Annotated in this window: 17 protein-coding genes and 1 riboswitch; of the genes, 9 read left to right on the plus strand and 8 right to left on the minus strand. The window is 53.8% G+C overall.

Features of this window, described 5'->3' with window-relative positions; translation table 11 throughout:
• The first annotated feature begins 499 nt into the window (after window positions 1–499).
• From J4E05_RS21890 to J4E05_RS21900, 3 genes are all read left to right on the plus strand, one after another.
• A complete protein-coding gene (locus J4E05_RS21890; RefSeq protein ID WP_349600178.1) occupies window positions 500–1,234 on the plus strand; it encodes a glycerophosphodiester phosphodiesterase family protein in 735 nt (244 codons plus the stop codon).
• Between the two features lie 99 nt (window positions 1,235–1,333).
• A complete protein-coding gene (locus tag J4E05_RS21895) occupies window positions 1,334–2,731 on the plus strand; it encodes an MATE family efflux transporter (protein WP_349600180.1) in 1,398 nt (465 codons plus the stop codon).
• A 114-nt stretch (window positions 2,732–2,845) separates the two neighbouring features.
• Entirely contained in the window at window positions 2,846–3,223 is a 378-nt protein-coding gene (locus J4E05_RS21900; RefSeq protein ID WP_349600182.1) for a cupin domain-containing protein, read from the plus strand.
• A 12-nt stretch (window positions 3,224–3,235) separates the two neighbouring features.
• Here J4E05_RS21900 and J4E05_RS21905 read toward each other — a convergent pair whose 3' ends face one another.
• The 4 genes from J4E05_RS21905 to J4E05_RS21920 all read right to left on the minus strand — a co-directional run bounded on the left by J4E05_RS21905 (window position 3,236) and on the right by J4E05_RS21920 (window position 6,985).
• Entirely contained in the window at window positions 3,236–4,492 is a 1,257-nt protein-coding gene (locus tag J4E05_RS21905) for a hypothetical protein (protein ID WP_349600184.1), read from the minus strand.
• A gap of 75 nt (window positions 4,493–4,567) precedes the next feature.
• The gene (locus J4E05_RS21910; protein ID WP_349600186.1) at window positions 4,568–5,371 is read right to left on the minus strand and encodes an ABC transporter permease; all 804 of its coding nucleotides are present in this window, start codon (window positions 5,369–5,371) and stop codon (window positions 4,568–4,570) included.
• On the minus strand, window positions 5,368–6,003 hold the full coding sequence (locus J4E05_RS21915; RefSeq protein ID WP_349600188.1) for an ABC transporter ATP-binding protein: 636 nt from the start codon (window positions 6,001–6,003) through the stop codon (window positions 5,368–5,370). Before J4E05_RS21915 ends, J4E05_RS21910 begins: the two co-directional genes overlap by 4 nt.
• Window positions 6,004–6,025: 22 nt before the next feature.
• Window positions 6,026–6,985 carry a helix-turn-helix transcriptional regulator gene (locus J4E05_RS21920; RefSeq protein ID WP_085592879.1) on the minus strand — a complete coding sequence of 320 codons (960 nt, stop codon included), beginning with the start codon at window positions 6,983–6,985 and terminating at the stop codon, window positions 6,026–6,028.
• A 217-nt stretch (window positions 6,986–7,202) separates the two neighbouring features.
• On the opposite strand from J4E05_RS21920, the gene J4E05_RS21925 reads away from it, so the two are divergent.
• Complete coding sequence (locus J4E05_RS21925) at window positions 7,203–7,679, plus strand: low molecular weight protein-tyrosine-phosphatase (RefSeq protein ID WP_349600191.1); 477 nt, start codon at window positions 7,203–7,205, stop codon at window positions 7,677–7,679.
• 18 nt (window positions 7,680–7,697) lie between these two features.
• Entirely contained in the window at window positions 7,698–8,597 is a 900-nt protein-coding gene (locus J4E05_RS21930; RefSeq protein ID WP_349600193.1) for a fructosamine kinase family protein, read from the plus strand.
• 75 nt (window positions 8,598–8,672) lie between these two features.
• Here the strand turns inward: J4E05_RS21930 and folE are convergent, their stop codons facing one another.
• The 3 genes from folE to metZ all read right to left on the minus strand — a co-directional run bounded on the left by folE (window position 8,673) and on the right by metZ (window position 11,128).
• Window positions 8,673–9,263 carry a GTP cyclohydrolase I FolE gene (gene folE / locus J4E05_RS21935; protein ID WP_085592873.1) on the minus strand — a complete coding sequence of 197 codons (591 nt, stop codon included), beginning with the start codon at window positions 9,261–9,263 and terminating at the stop codon, window positions 8,673–8,675.
• Between the two features lie 76 nt (window positions 9,264–9,339).
• On the minus strand, window positions 9,340–9,732 hold the full coding sequence (apaG, locus tag J4E05_RS21940; protein ID WP_085592871.1) for a Co2+/Mg2+ efflux facilitator ApaG/CorD: 393 nt from the start codon (window positions 9,730–9,732) through the stop codon (window positions 9,340–9,342).
• 193 nt (window positions 9,733–9,925) lie between these two features.
• Entirely contained in the window at window positions 9,926–11,128 is a 1,203-nt protein-coding gene (gene metZ / locus J4E05_RS21945) for an O-succinylhomoserine sulfhydrylase (protein ID WP_085592869.1), read from the minus strand.
• Between the two features lie 76 nt (window positions 11,129–11,204).
• Window positions 11,205–11,279: riboswitch (SAM riboswitch) on the minus strand.
• Between the two features lie 384 nt (window positions 11,280–11,663).
• Between metZ and J4E05_RS21950 the strand changes: the two genes are divergently transcribed.
• The 3 genes from J4E05_RS21950 (at window position 11,664) to J4E05_RS21960 (ending at window position 15,575) form a co-directional block, all read left to right on the plus strand.
• Window positions 11,664–12,461, plus strand: coding sequence for a TVP38/TMEM64 family protein (locus J4E05_RS21950; RefSeq protein WP_349600196.1), 798 nt, complete (start codon window positions 11,664–11,666; stop codon window positions 12,459–12,461).
• On the plus strand, window positions 12,458–13,885 hold the full coding sequence (locus J4E05_RS21955; RefSeq protein ID WP_349600198.1) for a dihydrolipoyl dehydrogenase family protein: 1,428 nt from the start codon (window positions 12,458–12,460) through the stop codon (window positions 13,883–13,885). Before J4E05_RS21950 ends, J4E05_RS21955 begins: the two co-directional genes overlap by 4 nt.
• Window positions 13,886–13,982: 97 nt before the next feature.
• The gene (locus J4E05_RS21960) at window positions 13,983–15,575 is read left to right on the plus strand and encodes an ATP-binding protein (protein ID WP_349600199.1); all 1,593 of its coding nucleotides are present in this window, start codon (window positions 13,983–13,985) and stop codon (window positions 15,573–15,575) included.
• 534 nt (window positions 15,576–16,109) lie between these two features.
• Here the strand turns inward: J4E05_RS21960 and J4E05_RS21965 are convergent.
• The gene (locus J4E05_RS21965; protein WP_349600201.1) at window positions 16,110–17,558 is read right to left on the minus strand and encodes a TrkH family potassium uptake protein; all 1,449 of its coding nucleotides are present in this window, start codon (window positions 17,556–17,558) and stop codon (window positions 16,110–16,112) included.
• 623 nt (window positions 17,559–18,181) lie between these two features.
• Here J4E05_RS21965 and purU point away from each other — a divergent pair.
• Window positions 18,182–19,048, plus strand: coding sequence for a formyltetrahydrofolate deformylase (purU, locus tag J4E05_RS21970; protein ID WP_085592858.1), 867 nt, complete (start codon window positions 18,182–18,184; stop codon window positions 19,046–19,048).
• Window positions 19,049–19,104 lie beyond the last annotated feature (56 nt).

Genomic DNA, 19,104 nt, shown 5'->3' on the forward strand with positions numbered 1-19,104 from the left:
CAATGTCAAAGAACTCCGGGGAAAATCCCCGCCCCGACCAGTCCGCGTCGCCCTAGTTACCAGCGCCGCACCCCGTCGGTGGAGGCGGGTTATAGGCCCCAGTCCGCCACCTGTAAACACCTTTTTTGCAGAATTTACGAGTTTTTTGCCTAATGTTAGGTACACCCCCGAAACAGTCCGCATAAACACTGGGGTTTGCGGACATCGCGGGTGCAGCATTTTTTCCAACCGCAATGCAAAACCTTCGCCGATGTCGGTTTTATGACAAATGCCCGGGCAAAAAAACCGGGGCTATTGCATTGGAGTCCGGGGATTTCTTTATATAAACGAAGAAAACGGGCCTTTGACCGACACAGTATTTTCGCTTTTGTAAATTTTGCAGGCAGCGTAAAGAGGTTTTAGCCATATTAGAGACCCGCCAGGCACAACGGAACAAACCAACAGGCATTATCGCCATTCCGATTGCCGGTTTCCCCTATAGACAGGTAAAGCACATATCATGATCCGCGTTCCCCACATTATTGCCCATCGTGGCGCATCGATTGAAGCCCCGGAAAATACCATTGCTGCATTTCGGATTGCCCAGGTTCGCGGTGTGAACTGGATTGAATGCGATGTGACATTAAGTGCCGATGACCAATGTGTGCTGATCCACGACGATACCCTTGATCGCACCACCAATGGCACGGGCCCCATTCATCAGCAGGACCTGGGCACCTTGCGCACCCTTGATGCCGGAGCATGGTTTTCAGACATATATAAAGGGGAACGCATACCAACCCTGGACGAAACCCTTGATACGCTGGCGGCCCTGTATATGGGGGTCAATCTTGAAATCAAACCATCGGGCTGTGATGCGATGGTATTGGCGCGCAAGGTTGCCGCAACAATCGGCAATCGGCGCGATGTGCCAATTTTATTGTCGAGCTTTGATCCGCAAGTTGTAGCCATAATGGCCGAGCTATGCCCCGGGCTTGATTGTGGCTGGCTGGTTGAAGACGTGCCGGCGGACTGGAAAGCGCAATATACCGCCCTGAAAGCCGCCGCCCTGCATGTGGATCAAGAGCAACTTACGGCTGAAAAATGCGCTGAAATAACAGGCGAAAATGTGCCTTTGATCTGCTATACGGTCAATGATCCGGATCGGGCACGCACATTGCTGTCCTGGGGTGTTCGCGCGATTATTACAGATAATCCCGCCTTGATGACAACGGCCATCCCCCCCATTCGGTAAACGTGCCTTCATTTAACAAGATATCCCACTGCCAGTTGATATGCCGCTGCCACCCACGGGCATATCAAACAGGGATACATTTCGGAAACGCCCCAACCTATGACGACGCCTGAAAATGACCTGACACCCAACATATCGCCGCAACCGCTTTATCCTCATAACCGGGTAAGGCGGCATTTGTCCGAATTGTTCCGCCTGGCATTGCCGGTGGTCATTGCCCGTATCGGCATGCTGGTCATGTCGGTTGTCGATACGATTATTGTCGGCAATTACGACAGTTCCAGCCTGGCCTATCTGAATATCGCCCACGCGCCATTCATATCATTGCTGGTGACAGGCATTGGCCTTTTGACCGGCATCATGATTATGACGTCGCATGCCTTTGGCCGAAAAAATCACCAGGCAGCAGGGCAGGTCTGGCGGGCCTGTTTTCCCTATGCTGTTATGTTGGGGTTTGCGCTTGCCGTGGTTGCCTGGCAGTCAAAGTGGATTTTCGTCCTGAGCGATCAGCCCGAAGCGATCATTATTCATTCAAGCGAACTGGCCCATATTCTTGCTATTGGGATGCCCGCTGCGCTGATTTATATTTCGTGTTCTTTCTTTATGGAAGGATTGCAACGGCCCCTGCCCGGCATGATGCTGATGCTTGCAGCGAATATCGTTAATCTGGTGCTTGATTACGGGCTGGTGCATGGGGCATTCGGCCTGCCGGAACTGGGTGCTGCCGGAGCAGCGTGGACATCCACCATCATTCGCTGGCTGATGGCCGGAACCATGCTGGCCTATATTTTGCTGATGCGCGACCATGTTCTGTTTGGACTGCGAGACGGATTTTCGGGCTGGTGGCACCATTCACGCGATGCCAGATCAATGGGATATGCATCGGGCGCCAGCCAGGGCATGGAAACAGCGGCATTTGCGGCCATGCAATTATTTGCCGGACGGATCGGGATTATCGGTGCGGCAAGCTATGGCATTACCATGACCATTCTGGCCTTGATGTTTATGTTTGCCCTTGGCCTTGCCTCGGCAACGTCCGTCCGGGTGGGTATTGCCTATGGCCGACGCGACCGCCCCGATATGGCGCTGGCCGGATGGATTGGCCTGACCACCACCATGGTGGTGATGTTTTGCCTGAGCCTGCCGGTTTATTTCTTTCCCGCCTGGGTCGCCGAGCTGTTTAGCGAAGATGTCGCGGTTATTGCCGGGACGTCGGGATTGCTGATTTTGATGCCAATTATTTTTCCCACCGACGGGGGACAAAATGCCGCCATGAGTGCCCTGCGCGGGACGGGAGATAAATGGGCCCCCACGGTTTTGCACATGTTTTCCTATATCTGTGTGATGATCCCGGCAGGATATTATCTGGCGTTTGTCCGCGATATGGGAGTTTCGGGCCTGTTTTGGGGCATTGCCATTGCCAGCCTGGTCGCGGTTAGCGGACTTGCCATCAGGTTTGGAATTGTTTCAAAGCGGGAATTGCCGTCTTACCCGTAGTAGCGATCGCAAAATTGTAGCCTGACAAAATGGTCCGCCCGATATTTTCGAGGCGGGCCTTTTTAATAGGTGGGTGCGGCGCAAAGCTGGGGCAGAAAACAGGAGTATTTCGACATGACAAACGCCCCGGACACACAGAAAACACCACAGCAAAACCCGCCGGAAAAATGGCGTGCAAACCTGATGGATGCAATGCAGGCCCTGCGCGGGCGCAGTGACCCGCGTTTTGAAATTTTGCTGGCCCAGGGCAGCATGTCGGTTGAAGTTTATGCACCCGACAAAATCGACCATCAGACACCCCACCGCCAGGATGAGCTTTATATTATCCAGTCCGGGTCGGGGATGTTTTACCGGGATGGATCATATAGTGCCTGCGCGGCGGGTGACGTTTTATTTGTACCTGCCGGAATGGCACATCGATTTGAAGATTTCAGCGACGATTTTGTCACCTGGGTTATTTTCTGGGGTCCGAACGGTGGTGAAGCGCCCTGACCCCGCCATTTTCTAATGGCGCGAGGCAGCAAGAGCCAGTCGCGGCATTAACAGATCACAAAAGGGTATCACCAGTGCATCAAATGCCGCTGCTGCCCGGGCGGCATCAATACGAATGATATGCTGTTCAATATCGCGTTGGGTTGAAAAGCTTTTAAGGCTGGCCAATTCGGGGAGACTGGCAATCAACAGATCATAAAAAGCAAGCTGATCGGTCGTCGCACAGTTATCGGCCAGATTACCCAAATGGTTATAAAGCGCCATCGCCAGAAACCAGCGACAATAGGGTAACAGGCCCTGGACAATTTCGTCGCGCTGCCCAGGTTGCACATATTGCTGCAAATCGGGGTCAAGCCAGACGGCATTTTGCACCCCGGCAATAAAGGCATTGCGGTGTGCCGGGTTGTTTTCGGAAAAAAACAACCCCGTTAGCCACGCAGAAAGATCATCAAGGGCGGCCTTGCGGCTTTGAGGGGTGGCATTAACACCATAATCAAGCGTTGGCATCGGCGGTTGCCCCGGCATGGCAAGGGCCGCAATCGCCAGATCCAGCACCGCATGGGTCAACCATGCCTGATGCCAGATTTGCATCGGACGAAAATAGGGTTCTTTTTCATGACCACCTGCCTCGATCCAGCTTTCGATCAAATGGCTGCGGCCAAGAGCAATGCCAATTTGCAGGGCATTTTCAAAACCAAGACCATTGTGTTGCAAACCGGAACGCACACCAAGCATATCTTCAAGCAGGGGTAAACTGGCCACCGCCTGGTCGCTGCGAACCCCGGCCCCGGCGGGCAGGTAAAAGGAAGGTGCATCCCCATGCCCGATTACAGCACGCACATGACGCCCGAGCCGCCCCCAGTAAACCAGACGAACCGGTTGCGCACGTTTGCGCCAAAGCGGGCGGGTTTCATCCCAGCTGGCGGTTTCAAATTCGGTTAATGTCATGGCCTGCGCCAGGCGCGCCAATGGTTTGGCAACTGCGGTGTTTAAATCATCCACCGTGCCAATATGCACCAGCGACAATCGCCAGCCCGGTTGTTCATGGGGGTGATGATCCAGCCAAAGATGGGCAAACCCGTGGGCGCCTGCGCGGTCCATTGCCGGTGCGACCAGATCAAGAAACATCTGCACCGGTGCGGGAATGTCTGCCATTTGATGATCCGGCAACGGATCGCCAACAATAAAGGTCCGAACGATGATATCTTCCCCGTCGGGCCGGTTGGCAAAAACCGGGGGCAAAAAACCGGCATAATCATCGGCGGACATCACAAACTCGCTTTTCATCGATCAAACAAAAGACATGCTGACAGCAAAGATACCGCCGCATGCAGGAATAGACACCTAATGCGCAATCAGCCGGTCCAGACGCAGACGGTGGCGCGGATCGCTTAAGCGCCATACCGCGCATCGCACCGCCAGCCACACACCAAGCCCGGTGGCACCGGCAATCAGAAACATCAAAAGTAGCTGATAAAGAACCGCCTGCAAGGGGTCAATCCCGGCAAGGATTTGCCCCGTCATCATGCCGGGAATAAAAACAATGCCACAAGCCGACATCGAATTTAACACCGGGGTCAGACCATTTTGCATAGCCACCCGCATTGCCGGGGCAAAGGCCTGATTCCGGGTGCCGCCAAGCGCCAGCCGCGCCTCTATTGCCGGGCGCATGTCACGCGCAGCTTCGCCAAGCCGCATCAGGCCCAGCGAAACCCCGTTCAGGCTGTTGCCCAACACCATGCCCAGCAAGGGAATAACAAAGCGCGGATCATACCAGGGGTCGGGGCGAAACTGGGTCGCCAGAGCAAAAACCGTCACCAGAATTGAGGCCGCTGCCATCGCCCCGGTACCAAAGGCAAAGCCCCACCAGCCGGTAAAGCGGTATTTTTGCCGGGCTGTGGCTTCGCGACCGGCAAACACGACCATGATCACGATTAAAAGAATGGTCCAGGCCGGGGCATTTAGTGCAAACAAATATTGCAGCACAAGACCCAGCAGCAGCAACTGCACCACCATGCGCACGCCCGCAACCACAATTTTGCGGCCCAGGCCCAACCGGTAAACCACCGACACCACCCCGTGCGCCAACAGCAATATTGCAGCCAACCCGACATCGAAAATATCCAGCCGAACAAACTGATTGATCATTTGCTGCTTTCCGCCATGTCGTCACGGGATATTTCAAAACACCCGGCGTGATCGAGATGAAAATGACGATCGCCAAGCAATTGGGCCTGTTGCAGGTTATGGGTTACCAGCAACACCGCACCACCACGCCGGGCATAGCCACGTAACATTTCCACCACCGCCTCGCTGCTGGCAGGGTCCAGCGCCGATGTTGGTTCATCAAGCAGCAACACCGCCGGCGCGCCTTCCATACCACGCAGCAAAGCCAGCCTTTGACGTTCACCGGTGGAAAGTTCGGCGACAGGGCGGTCAATAATATCATCAGCCAGCAACAGGGCCGCCAGGCGGGTTCGAACTGCCGATATTTCACGAAAATGGGCGGCTGGGGTATCCGCCCACCACCCTGGTTCCGCTGCCAGGTATCGCACCCGGTCGCGCCATTTGGGGGCCGGTGTGGCTGAAAGATCGGCATCCCGCAATTTTACGGTTCCCGAACGTGCGGGTTCCAGGTCGGCGATGGCCCGTAAAAGGCGGCTTTTACCAATGCCCGACGGCCCGCGCAGGGTAACAATTTCACCAACATGCAAACACAGGCTAACCGGAGGAAGATCCCCCGCCACCAGATTGGAAATTTCAAGAACGCGATCCGCCATCCTGCTTATCTACCCGTCATCATCAGACGCGGGTCAGGCCCGCATGCCCCAGTTGGGCCTCACGATAAACAGATGGCGGCATTCCGACAAGACGGCGAAAATCGCGTGAGAAATGGGCATTGTCGGTAAAACCGCACCAATAGCCGATTTCGCCTATCGACATTTGCGTGCCACCAATCAATCGGCAGGCTTCACGCACCCGGGTCAAACGCAGTAAATCGGAAAAGCGGGTATTGGAATTTTGCAAGCGCCGCTGCAAAGTACGGGCGGATGTATCAAGCCGGGATGCAACCTCGTCAATTGTCCAGCCACGGCCAACGTCATTTTCCAGAATGGCCGCAAGTTTGCGAATAACCGGCTGCCCCGCCATCGCCGATGGCGCGGTCGCAGGCATATTGGCCATAAACGGATAGCCCGGCGACACCGGAACAAAACTTTGCCAGCTGATACGCCAGCGCAGACCGCGCCCGGGAAAATCGCGTACTTTTACCAGTTTGCCATTGCGCACCATTGTCACACCCGACCCGTGCGACGGTAAAATAACACTGGTAATGCCTTCAACACCAATGGCTTCCAGCAGGCCGACAATAAAACCGTGCAATAGCAGGTTTTCCACCCGCGACGGTGCCTGCCCGCGCACAGCCCCGCGATGCAGCGTGATCGACCGGCTGGTAATGGTGTGTTCGGTTCGCCCCCGGGCATGGGAATAACTTTCAAGCCGACGCCAGCGTTCCACAATCAGTTCCGGCGACCCGCCATAACGCAACATGGTCAGGACAGGGGCCTGTTCCTTTAACGCCAGATGCCGCCCCAGCTTAACCAGAACATATGACCCTGCCGCTTCTTCAAGGCGCAACATAACAGAACGTAACCGCCCTGCTGTCATGACCGTCCCTTCAGGGACAAGTTCATATCCCTGCGGTAGCCATGCCAGTTGGCGAATTAACGCACCTTGAAGACCAAACGAAACAAATTCCTGCATTAATGCAAAGCACCCCTTGTTGATGGCGTAATCTTACAAGCATCTTGCGTTCCGGTCACCTTGCGAGAATAAATATCACGAAGCTGTTACAAAAGGCTCAAAAGACACAGGGTGGCGGACGCTGCCCCATTTGCCGATACGCAGGCTTCTATGCCTGCACATACCGTGTCATGCTGCTCCTAATTTATCACGATAGGATCAAAAAAGGCTTATCGACATGATTAGTGTTTTGTTCGTTTGTACCGGAAATATCTGTCGTTCACCGACCGCCGACGGCGTTTTCGCACATATGGTTGCCCAGGCCGGGTTAAGCCGCCAAATCCACGTCGATAGTTGCGGCACAACATCCTACCATGTTGGCGACCCTGCCGACCGGCGCGCGGTTAAGGAGGCCCGCAAGCGGGGCTACGATTTGTCGCATTTGCGTGGCAGGCAACTTGCCAAGGGCGACTTTGATACGTTTGATTACCTGATTGCCATGGATGACGGGCATCTGGATGTTTTGCACCGATCCTGCCCGGAAAACCGGCAGGATCGGTTAAAACTGTTTCTTGATTTTCATCCGTCACGCAGCGGGCAAAGCGTGCCCGACCCTTATTATGGCGGGGCCGGTGGCTTTACCCATGTGTTCGACCTGATCGAGGAAACATCGCAAAGCCTGCTGGATCATTTGCGCGAATATCATGGTTTATAAAAATACAGGATGATGAGCATGGAACACTCAAACCTGCTGGCACCCCGCATTGCCGACATTACCGGATGCACTGTCGTTCGGACCAAAACGCTGTCTGAGAGTGCGATGGCCAAGGTTGATTTGCTAGAGCTGGACAGGGCGACACCCCTTTCTGCCCACCCGACAGAAAATAGCCCGCCCCACAACAGGGTCATTGCCAAACAATCGCAAAATGGAGATGCCGGTATCGAAGGGTTAATGCTGCGTCGTTTGGCGAAAATTTCACCAATACCTTATCCAGCCGTCCTGTTTTGCGATGATAACCTGCTGGTGATGGAATATATTGCAGCGAACGGCAATGCAGGCCAAAGCGGATTGCGCGACCTGGCCGCATTACTGGCAGCCCAACACAATGTCACCGCGCCGGATTTTGGTTTTGACTTTGACACCCTGATTGGTGGCTTGCCCCAGCCCAACCCTGCAACACATAACTGGTGTGATTTTTTCCGCGAGCATCGCCTGTTATTCATGGCAAATCGCGCCCGAAAAAATGGCAACCTGCCGGGTAGCCTGCATCATCGCCTGGAAAAACTATGCACCAAACTGGGTGAATTCATTCCGCCTGATACCAAACCTTCCTTGCTGCATGGAGATTTATGGGGTGGCAATATCCTGTATCATCAGGGAAGGCTGGCAGCACTGATTGACCCGTCCGTTTATTTTGGGGATGCAGAAACTGAACTGGCTTTCGGCACACTGTTTGGCGACCTGACTTCGGACTTTTTCCAGCACTATCAGCAACATCGCAAAATTGATCCGGATTTTTTCGTCAATCGTCGCGATTTATATAACCTGTATCCGTTACTGGTGCATGCCCGTTTGTTTGGCGGGTCCTATATCCACGCCATTGACCGTACCCTGCGCCAGTTGCAATTTTAGACGTTATCAAAAAAAGGGCCGCACAATGGTGATGTGCGACCCAAAATTATCAGCCATCAGCAACCGTGATAGCGGTTATTTGCCGATCATCGAGAAAAACTCGCGCCGGGTGCCCGGGTCATCCCGGAAGGCGCCAAGCATACGGCTGGTTACCATCGACACACCGGTTTTATGAACGCCGCGCGTGCTCATACATTGATGGTTGGCATCAATCACCACCGCCACCCCCAGGGGATCGAGTTCCTCCTGAATGGTATTGGCGATTTGTGCCGTCATCTTTTCCTGAATTTGCAGGCGCTTGGCATAAATTTCAGCGACACGGGCCAGTTTGGAAATGCCGACAACGCGTTTTCTCGGCAGATAGGCGATATGCGCAACCCCAATGATCGGCACCATGTGATGCTCGCAATAACTTTCGATGCGAATATCGCGCAATAACACGATTTCATCATAGCCATCGGTTTCATCAAACGTCCGGCGCAAAACCTCTGCCGGGTCCTGCTGATAACCGGCAAAAAATTCGCCATAGGATCGCACAACGCGATCAGGTGTTCCGCGCAATCCTTCGCGGTCAGGGTCATCCCCCGCCCAGCGCAGCAATGTGCGTACCGCTTCCTCAGCTTCTTCACGGCTGGGGCGGTTTGCTGCCGTTTCGTCGTTGCACATGGTCTATCCTTCTTTATCTGTCCTGAACGGTTCTTTGCACCTGACCCCGGCAAAGCATCCCTGATGTTTTTTTACATTAGTTCAATGTCGCAACACTATGCGGACTATCGAGCGAGAACGCAGGAATATCAATGTTAAACTCGTTCCCGTCGAGATCGGCCATCACATAATGTCCGACCATAAACCCCCCCGGCGTCGCCAAAGGCGCACCGCTGGTATAGTTAAAACTTTCGCCTGCCGGGATTACGGGCTGTTCGCCAACCACGCCATCGCCGTCAACAGTCTGGGTGCCCCCGCGAGAATCCGTTATCCGCCAGTGACGGCGTAATAATTTGACCGTATTTTCGCTCTGATTTTCGATCAGAACACGATAGGCCCAGACATAACGATGGCGATCCGGGTCTGATTGCTCATCAAGAAAACTCGGCTTTACCGACACCCTGATATTATGTGTCACAGCTTTGTACATTCTGAACTCCAGACCAGCTTTTCCCGCACAATACAGGAAACCTGTTTCTCATTAGTGCAACATTTAGACAGTCTCGAATTAAACCGCTACCCATCTAAACGCGGAGAGTCTCATAATTGTGCCATAAATCCGTAAAAAGAAACGGCCTGCACAAGGCAGGCCGTCCTGGCATTAGCTAATGTTGTGCTCTTTTTTATACGTTCAACGCCGCAAACAGATCTTCTTTTAGATCATCAATATCTTCCAGCCCAACCGACAGGCGCAACATGCCCTCGGTAATGCCCATTGTCAGCTTGTCTTCGCCCGGTACACGCTGATGGGTTGTAGTCCAGGGATGGGTGGCAAGGCTTTTGGCATCGCCAAGATTGTTTGAAATATCAATCAGTTGCAGATTGTCCAGCAACGAAAACGCCGCCTGTTTGCCACCTGCCAGTTCCAGCGCGATCAACCCGCCGCCCCGGCCCGACATTTGCTTCATTGCAATTTCGTGCTGCGGATGGCTGGCCAGTGCCGGATAAATTACTTTGGAAATTTGGGGCTGCGCAGACAGGAAATTGGCCAGTTCCGTTGCATTGCGAATATGCGCATCAACACGCAGGCTCAGGGTTTCAAGCCCCTTTAGCAGCGTCCAGGCGTTAAACGGGCTCATGCTTGGGCCGGTATGGCGCAGGAACTGGGTCAAATGATCGTCGTGCCATTCCTTGTCATTAAACAGGATCGCCCCGCCAAGGCAGCGCCCCTGACCATCAATATGTTTGGTGGCCGAATACACCACCACATCGGCACCCAGTTCAAACGGGTGCTGCAAAATTGGCGTGGCAAACACGTTATCGACAACAACCCTGGCCCCGGCCTTGTGGGCAAGGTCGGCAACAAATTTGATATCAATGACTTCAAGGGTCGGGTTTGACGGGGTTTCAAGGAATACGGCGTCGGCCGGTTTGGACAGTGCCTTTTCCCACGCATCATGATCCGTGCCATCGACCAGTTCGGTTTCAACACCAAAGCGCGGCAACAGGGTGGTCAGAATAAATTCGCAGGACCCGAACAGGGCACGTGACCCAACAACACGGCCCCCCGCCCTGGTACAGGCGGCCAGCGCATTCCATACCGCCGACATGCCCGATGCGGTCGCACGGCAATATTGTGCGCCTTCCAGCAGGGCAAGGCGTTCTTCAAACATGGCAACGGTCGGATTGGCAAAACGCGAATAAACGAAACGTTCCGGCCCACTGCCGTCAAACGAGGCTTCGGCCTCGGCGGCGGTATCATAAACATAGCCGGAATTCATGAAAATGGCTTCGGATGTTTCGTTAAATCCGCTACGTTTGGTGCCCCCGCGCACAGAACGGGTTGCTGCACGCCATGTATCGGAAGCCTTTTTTTCGGTCGTCATCGTCTTGCTCCTGTGCCCGGTGCATTTCACATACCGGACATAAAAAAACCCGACCGGCAAATGATCAGGTCAGGGCGGCGATGCCATCCTGTCCTCTTTAGCGGTTTTTAACGTGGCCGCAAGCCGGTCTACAAATCCCACGAACACGCAGACTACGCCCGCTATTTGCCAACGTCAAGACATCGACAATGCCAAAACCGCACAAAAACGCCCGTTTTTTCCCTAACCCCGTCTTCTGGTGCAATAAACCGATACCCGGCTTTATCCGCGCGGTTCATCGCTTCAAACGGTATGTCGCACCCAAACTGTAAAAAACCGAATGGCAGGCCGCGTATGGACATCACGCAATGGTGAAAGCAGTTCATATGTCAAATTGCAATTCCGGCTCTATTCTCAGGGTGATACAAGCCATGTTGCCGTTGGCATCTTGTCAGGCAACAAGGATTTTAATGTTCCTGACAGAATGGAAAACATTTCCCGGAAACCACGCCCCGTGCCAAACGTTTCATTGCCGGGAAGACCAACGAGCGATTTGATGCCACCACATAACCGGCGACCACAAAGCAACCCTCAACCTGCCACCTGCGCCTCTGGTGCCGGAGGCAGCAAAAGTTATGCCCGGATTGCGATAAAACGACTGGTGCCCATGGCTGTTCTGGTGCTGGGTTTATGTGTGGCCTGGTATTTTGGGGCAACAGAATTTCTGTCATTTGAAACATTGCGCGCCCACCGGACAGATTTACAACATCTGGTCATGCAAAACCCGGTCAGCAGCGTGTTTGGCTTTATCCTGATTTATATTCTGGTTGTCGCACTGTCCCTGCCTGCCGGGTCCATGTTAACCATTGTTGGCGGTTTTCTGTTCGGAATAACGGCTGGCACAATCTATGTCGTTACCGCGGCAACAATTGGCGCAATGATTGTGTATTTGGCGGCCCGTTATGCCTTTTATGACTACATGCACGCCAAGGCAGGCAATGCCATTCGCAAAATGCAGGAAGGCTTTGCCGAAGATGCCCTGTGTTATCTGATGGTGCTGCGTCTGGTGCCGTTATTTCCTTTCTGGCTGGTTAATCTGGTGCCTGCTTTGCTGGGTGTAAAACTGCGCGCCTTTCTGTTTGGCACCCTGATCGGCATCATCCCCGGAACCTTTGTTTATGTTTCGATAGGCGATGGGTTGGGGGCATTGTTTGACCAGGGAAAAACGCCCGATTTTGGCATCATTTTTGAACCCCGCATCCTGACCCCGATTATCGGATTGGCCATTTTGGCCCTGATCCCGGTGGGCTATAAAAAATATCGCAAACACAATGGCGGAAGCCCCACATCATGACCAAAACAATCGATACCGACATTTGCATCATTGGCGGCGGGTCAGCCGGGTTATCGGTGGCGGCCGGGGCCGTGCAAATGGGCGCACGCGTTGTTTTAATTGAAAAAGGCCGCATGGGGGGCGATTGCTTAAATACGGGCTGCGTTCCATCCAAGGCATTACTGGCGGCGGCCCACCATGCACATGCCATATCGCGCAGCGCCGAATTTGGCATTCATGCAAGCCCGCCCAACATTGATTTTGCCGGGGTTATGGCCCATGTGCGCGATGTAATTGCCGGTATCGCCCCGCACGATTCGGTTGAACGGTTTGAACGACTGGGCTGTAGCGTTATCACCGACCACGCCCGTTTTACCGGTCCGGGCGAACTGGTTGCCGGCGGGCAAACCGTGCGCGCACGCCGCTTTGTCATCGCAACAGGGTCACGTGCGGCCGTCCCGCCCATACCGGGGCTTGATGATGTAAATTATCTGACCAACGAAACCGTTTTTGAACACACCACCTGCCCCGACCATTTGATTATTATTGGCGCTGGCCCGATCGGCGTTGAAATGGCGCAGGCGCATCGCCGCCTTGGCGCGCGCGTTACCATAATTGAACAAGGCAGCATCCTGCCCAAGGATGACCCCGACCTGGTGGCCGTTGCCCGGCACGCATTGGAAGAAGACGGCATCAGCCTGTATGAAAATGCCATGGCAAAACATGTGGAACCACATGGAAATGGCTGCCGGATGACAATGACACATAAAGGCGCGGATCTGACGCTGGATGGCAGCCATTTGCTGATTGCCACAGGCCGCCATGCCAATATCGACGATATGGGGCTGGATCTGGCGGGTGTGGAATGCGCCAACGGGGCAATTTCGGTTGATGCCCGCTTGCGGACCAGCAACAAAAAGATATTTGCCATCGGCGATGTAACCGGGGGCCTGCAATTTACCCATATGGCAGCTTATGATGCCGGTATTGTTATTCGTAATGCCCTGTTTCGCCTGCCGGCAAAAATCAATCACAGTGCCGTGCCGTGGGTAACGTATATCGCCCCTGAAATTGCCCAGGTCGGCCTGACCGAACAGGCCGCCCGTACACTTCATGGCAACGATATTCGTGTTGTCACCTGGGAATATGCCGAAAACGACCGTGCACGCGCCGAACGGCAAACAAAGGGCCTGATCAAGGTTATCACCACACCGTCAGGCCGTATTCTAGGTGCCGGTATTGCCGGGCATCAGGCGGGCGAGTTAATTGGCCTATGGTCACTGGCGATTAGCCGCAAACTAAAAATTGGCGCGATCGCGGGGCATATCGCCCCCTACCCGACATTGGGCGAAATTTCCAAACGGGTGGCCGGGGCGTGGTATACGCCCAGCCTGTTTAGTAAAAAAACCCGTAAAATTGTACGATTGCTGTTACGCTTGGGCTAGTGTCCGGATCGGAAGTATCGTTCGCGTGGCGACCTTCCATTTCGCAGGGCCACCCGGGCCATTTTGCCACCCGCACCACCAACCATGATCCGGCCATATGGATAGACCACATCTTCGCCTGCCACCCTGGACCAAATCGCTGTCAGCCCGCTTGCTGTTTTTAACCGTCGGGTTTGTGATGCTGGCCGAAATATTTGTGTTTGCGCCCTCGGTCGCGCGATTTCGCATCGACTGGTTGCGGGCGCATCTTGATTCCGCCTATCTGGCCGCGCTCGCCCTCGAAGCCACCCCCGATCAGATGGTTTCCGAAGACCTGGCCCGCGAATTGTTATCCAATGCCGGTGTTGAAGCCGTGGTTTTACGCCGCGAAGACCGTAAACTTCTTTTACAGCGCGACGATATGCCCGCAAAGATTGACCACAACGTCAATCTTGGGGCCTTCAGCATCGCATCTGCCCTGTCAGAAGCCTTTGAAACCCTGATCCAGCCCAAGGACCGCATGTTGCGTGTTATCGGCATGCCATCAATGGCGCCGACCTTTGAAATTGAAATTCTTGTGCATGAACACAAGCTGGCCCACGAAATGTACGAATTTGGCTGGCGGGTGCTGGGCCTGTCGCTGGTGATTTCGTTTTGCACGGCAGCCCTGGTTTATTTTTCCCTGAATTTATTGCTGGTGCGGCCCATGCGGCGCTTCACCCGCGAAATGATCCGGTTTCGCCGTAACCCGCAAGACAGCGCCAACATCATCATCCCCGACCACCGCGAAGACGAAATTGGCATTGCCCAGCAGGAACTGGCCAACATGCAGCAAGACCTGCACGCCATGCTAAACCAGCGCCGCCGCCTCGCAGCCCTTGGCACGGCAGCCACCAAAATCAGTCATGATTTGCGCAACGCCCTGGCAACATCAATGCTGATGACCGAACGCCTTGCCAGCAGCGAGGACAAGGAAGTCCGCGCGGTTGTACCGCGGTTGCTCGCCTCGATGGAACGCGCGGTCTATATCAGTGAACAAACCTTGTCCTATGCCCGCGAAGCCCCGCCCGTACTTGATATTTCCCGTTTCACGTTGCGCGAATTGTTTGAAGAATGCAGCGACACCATGCTGGAACAAATTTACGGCGATACCCTTGATGAAACCGACCTGACACAAAGCCCCCTAACCTTGCCGGACTCCTCGATACAGCATCACGATATGGAGCTGAACATTGCCGACGAACTGGTGGTCGAGGCGGATTATGACCAGTTGCTGCGGGTTTTTGGCAATTTAATTCGCAATGCGTTTGAGGCCGGGGCCAGTAAAATCATCATCACGGCCAGCACATGCGACAGCACCCGAATTGGTAACAGCGACGATATTGCCGGTCCGCTTGACCTGGTATCGCCAGCCGCAAAAACCATGGATACTGACGAACTGCCCGTTCCGCTTAACGTAAAAGCCGTTCAAATTCTGATTGCCGATGACGGACCCGGCTTGCCCGAAAAAACCATCAAAAACCTGTTTGTGCCCTTTGCCGGGACCGCGCGCAAAGGCGGAACGGGGCTGGGGCTGGCGATTGCGCGCGAATTAATAATGGCCCATGGCGGCAGTTTGCGACTTAGAGCCTCGGGGCCACAGGGCACAACCTTTTGTGCCATTTTGCCGGTTAATGCAGCTCCCTCGCCGTCCTCATCCCCTACCGCCTGATCCCGCCGGCCGCCCTCAGCTTTGGTTTCTGGCCAGACTGGGCAATATACCGATCATTCCCGAACGTTGCCTGGTCCCGGTATCGGCGCAATAAAATTATCCCCTTCGATAAATAGTTTTAAACTATCGAAAATAACATTTTATTCGATTTAACCGCCGGGCTTCGATTTGGCATAGTTATCTCAAGGCGATACCGGGCCTTTATCCCGATCCCCGATCCGCTCCTGACCCTGGGTTTGGTATCGCCCGTTAAATTTTTGACACCCGTGAAAATTAATATACACCCCGCGTAATACTGCCCCAAAAACCAGCCCCCAACTGGTCGGATGTCTGTTCGCTCCCCGACAGGCATCCAAAAGAAAAACCTCGCCGGGCAATCTGGCGAGGTTTTCTTGATTTTCATAGTCGCATGTAAATTTCATTATTTGAAATTCAAAGCATACCCAAGACAAAAACGGCATATTGCGACACACAAAGGCATTAGGATTTTTGACCATAAAGACGAATAGATGACTGCCATTAACAGGCCACAGCCTAGTCGCGCCAAAAATCGGGCGAAAGCAAAATCAGCACAGTGAAAACTTCCAGTCGCCCAATCAGCATCCCGACCGACATCATCCATTTTGCGCCGTCAGGCAATGTCGCAAAATTGCCCGATGGCCCGACAATTGGCCCCAGGCCCGGCCCGACATTGGCAATTGCCGTACCGGCACTGGAAATAGCCGTCACAAAATCCAGCCCCATTGCCCCAAGGCCTGCGGCCAGAACCACAAAACAAAATACAAACAGAAAGAAAAAGCTTAGCACCGATTCGGTGACATCTTCGGTCAGGGGTTTACCATTATAATAGGCAATGAAAACCCCGTGCGGACGCAGCATGTGGTTCAGCTGAATTTTGGCAATTTCATAAAGAACCTGTAGCCGAAAAATTTTAACACCACAGGTCGTCGACCCTGCACAGCCGCCAACGAACATCACAAAAAAGAACACAGCAACCGCAAAGGCCCCCCACAAACCATAATCGGTTGTCGCAAAGCCGGTCCCGGTCATTACCGAAATGATATTGAACGATGAAAACCGCAAAGCTGTCCAGAACCCGACCCCATTGACCTCGCTGTGCCAGAACGCGACACTCAGGATAATGGTCAGGGCAAGGGTGACAAACCAGCGCACCTGGGAATCACGAAACAGCGACAAGGGCCGCCCGCGCAAGGTTTGCAAATACAGCAAAAACGGCAGCGCCCCGGTCGTCATGCCCAGCGTGATAATCACATCGATCAACGGATTATCGTAATATCCGACCGATGCATCCTTGGTCGAAAAACCGCCAGTGGCGATGGTGGTCATGGCATGCGCAATCGCATCAAAAAATGACATGCCCGCCCACCACAACAAAAATGTCCAGATCACGGTAAAGACGACATACAGGGTGAAAATACCCATCGCAATCTGTGTGGCGCGGGGAAAGGCCTTGTCCGATTTATCGGAATTCTCCATGCGAAAAAGCTGCATGCCGCCCACCCGCAACATCGGCATAACGGCAATTGCCATCACGATAATACCGATCCCACCCAGCCATTGCAAAAGTGCGCGCCACAGCAAAATGCCCGGCGGCGCCGTATCAAGCCCGACCATCACCGTCGAACCCGTGGTGGAAATACCCGACATCGCCTCGAAAAAGGCGTCGGTATAGCTCATATTCATATTTGAAAATGAAAATGGCAGGGCGGATACCGCGGTAAGAACCAGCCAGCTTGCCGTGGTCAGGATAAAGGCCTGACGCGATGTCATGCGCAGTTTTTCAGTGCGGTTCATCATGACCAGCGCCCCGCCAATAAACAGCGAAACAGCCGAGGCCGCCGAAAATACCAACCAGTCGGGATGCCCGTAATACAGATCGACCAGGGCCGGAACAATCATGCCAATGGCAAGGGTTGCCAGCAAAATGCCAATAATAAAAAGGATTGGTCGAAAATCGATCAATGAACAGCCCCGTCTTCCCCTGTTGGCACATGCCGCCCTGTTTTGCGCACATTACACCGTCTGGTGCAATGCCCGTTTAAATCCCGCCCGTCCGGGCACTGCCCACATTCCTGCACAAAATTTGGCAGGGCCAGAACAACCAGTTTGGCTCACCATCCCGGACATCACAAAATCAGCCAACACAGCCCTTGTGCCCGACAACACAGTCAACGCATGTGTCCCGCACAAGCGAGGCAAGTTTTGGCTCAAATTCGTTTCGGACCATTCTGGTGCTCCGGTTGGGGTACCTCGGCCATAGCGGGCTTCATGGCGCATGGTTCCGCGCTTTCCGGCGGCGGATTCTTGGGCAAAGTCCCGGCAATGTCCAGTTTTTTCCCCGGCCTTGCCGCCATCACAGGCCATTTACCTGCACATCGGTCGGGTTTTGCCCCGCATTGCAACATTCCAACCCCGCAACACATAAAAAAGCATCATTTCGCCCCTGATCATACGTTATTCACATACAGAATGCCGGTTTCGCTGCCGGACAAAACACTTTCGCGCCAATAGCGGGTTGGCAGCAGGTCAGCCAGCCGCTATATCGCAAGGTCACACAGCATTACCAACCGAAAGCCGCAGCGGAAATGTCCGAACTTTCAAAAACCTTTATTCTGACCATTACCTGCCCCGACACCTTTGGCATCGTTGCCAATGTCACCAGTTTTCTGGCTGATGAAGGGGCCTTTGTGACCAAACTGGAACAGTTTGGCGACCCTGAAAGCAAACGCTTTTTCATGCGGGTAAAGTTTGAGGCCGGTCGCGCCCTTCGCACCGAAGCCGAATTTAAAGAAAAATTCGCCCCGATTGGTGCCCGTTTTTCAATGAACTGGCAACTGCACGACTATTTCCGCAAACCGCGCGTTATTTTGCTGGTATCCAAATTCGGCCATTGCCTGAATGACATGTTGCACCGGGTTGCCTCAAATAATTTACACATCGAAATTCCGGCAATTATTTCCAACCACGAAGACATGCGCGGCATTGTCGAGTGGAACGGCATTCCCTATTACCATTTGCCGGTCAACCGTGAAAACAAGGCCGAGCAGGAAAACAAACTGATCGACGTGATCAGCGAACACAAGGCCGACCTGGTGGGGCTGGCGCGCTATATGCAAGTGCTTTCAACCGACCTGTGCCGCGAACTTGAAGGGCGCTGCATTAATATCCATCACTCATTCCTGCCCAGCTTCAAAGGGGCAAAGCCCTATCATCAGGCGCATAAACGCGGGGTCAAACTGATTGGCGGGACCGCACATTATGTAACTGCCGACCTTGATGAAGGCCCGATCATTCATCAGGCAGTAGAACGTGTCGACCACACCATGACGGCCGAAGACATGGTTGAAATTGGACGCGATATTGAATCTGTCGTGTTTTCACGTGCCATTCAAATGCATTGCGAACACCGGGTTTTTCGCAATGACAGCAAAACCGTTATTTTCCGGCGCTAAGGAAAAATTCGGCCCGGCCTTTAAGAAAAGTAGAAAAATCCCGGCGCAAAACAACT

It is taken from the genome of Thalassospira sp. NFXS8, from assembly GCF_040148805.1.
GTDB lineage: Bacteria > Pseudomonadota > Alphaproteobacteria > Rhodospirillales > Thalassospiraceae > Thalassospira.

Bases quoted from the DNA above. Each gene is read 5' to 3' on its own strand.
- metZ (WP_085592869.1), bottom strand. From the start codon at position 11,128: ATGACGACCGAAAAAAAGGCTTCCGATACATGGCGTGCAGCAACCCGT.
- J4E05_RS21900 (WP_349600182.1), top strand. From the start codon at position 2,846: ATGACAAACGCCCCGGACACACAGAAAACACCACAGCAAAACCCGCCG.
- J4E05_RS21950 (WP_349600196.1), top strand. From the start codon at position 11,664: ATGCCACCACATAACCGGCGACCACAAAGCAACCCTCAACCTGCCACC.
- J4E05_RS21955 (WP_349600198.1), top strand. From the start codon at position 12,458: ATGACCAAAACAATCGATACCGACATTTGCATCATTGGCGGCGGGTCA.
- J4E05_RS21925 (WP_349600191.1), top strand. From the start codon at position 7,203: ATGATTAGTGTTTTGTTCGTTTGTACCGGAAATATCTGTCGTTCACCG.
- apaG (WP_085592871.1), bottom strand. From the start codon at position 9,732: ATGTACAAAGCTGTGACACATAATATCAGGGTGTCGGTAAAGCCGAGT.
- purU (WP_085592858.1), top strand. From the start codon at position 18,182: ATGTCCGAACTTTCAAAAACCTTTATTCTGACCATTACCTGCCCCGAC.
- J4E05_RS21930 (WP_349600193.1), top strand. From the start codon at position 7,698: ATGGAACACTCAAACCTGCTGGCACCCCGCATTGCCGACATTACCGGA.
- J4E05_RS21890 (WP_349600178.1), top strand. From the start codon at position 500: ATGATCCGCGTTCCCCACATTATTGCCCATCGTGGCGCATCGATTGAA.
- J4E05_RS21895 (WP_349600180.1), top strand. From the start codon at position 1,334: ATGACGACGCCTGAAAATGACCTGACACCCAACATATCGCCGCAACCG.
- folE (WP_085592873.1), bottom strand. From the start codon at position 9,263: ATGTGCAACGACGAAACGGCAGCAAACCGCCCCAGCCGTGAAGAAGCT.
- J4E05_RS21905 (WP_349600184.1), bottom strand. From the start codon at position 4,492: ATGTCCGCCGATGATTATGCCGGTTTTTTGCCCCCGGTTTTTGCCAAC.
- J4E05_RS21910 (WP_349600186.1), bottom strand. From the start codon at position 5,371: ATGATCAATCAGTTTGTTCGGCTGGATATTTTCGATGTCGGGTTGGCT.
- J4E05_RS21915 (WP_349600188.1), bottom strand. From the start codon at position 6,003: ATGGCGGATCGCGTTCTTGAAATTTCCAATCTGGTGGCGGGGGATCTT.
- J4E05_RS21920 (WP_085592879.1), bottom strand. From the start codon at position 6,985: ATGCAGGAATTTGTTTCGTTTGGTCTTCAAGGTGCGTTAATTCGCCAA.
- J4E05_RS21960 (WP_349600199.1), top strand. From the start codon at position 13,983: ATGGATAGACCACATCTTCGCCTGCCACCCTGGACCAAATCGCTGTCA.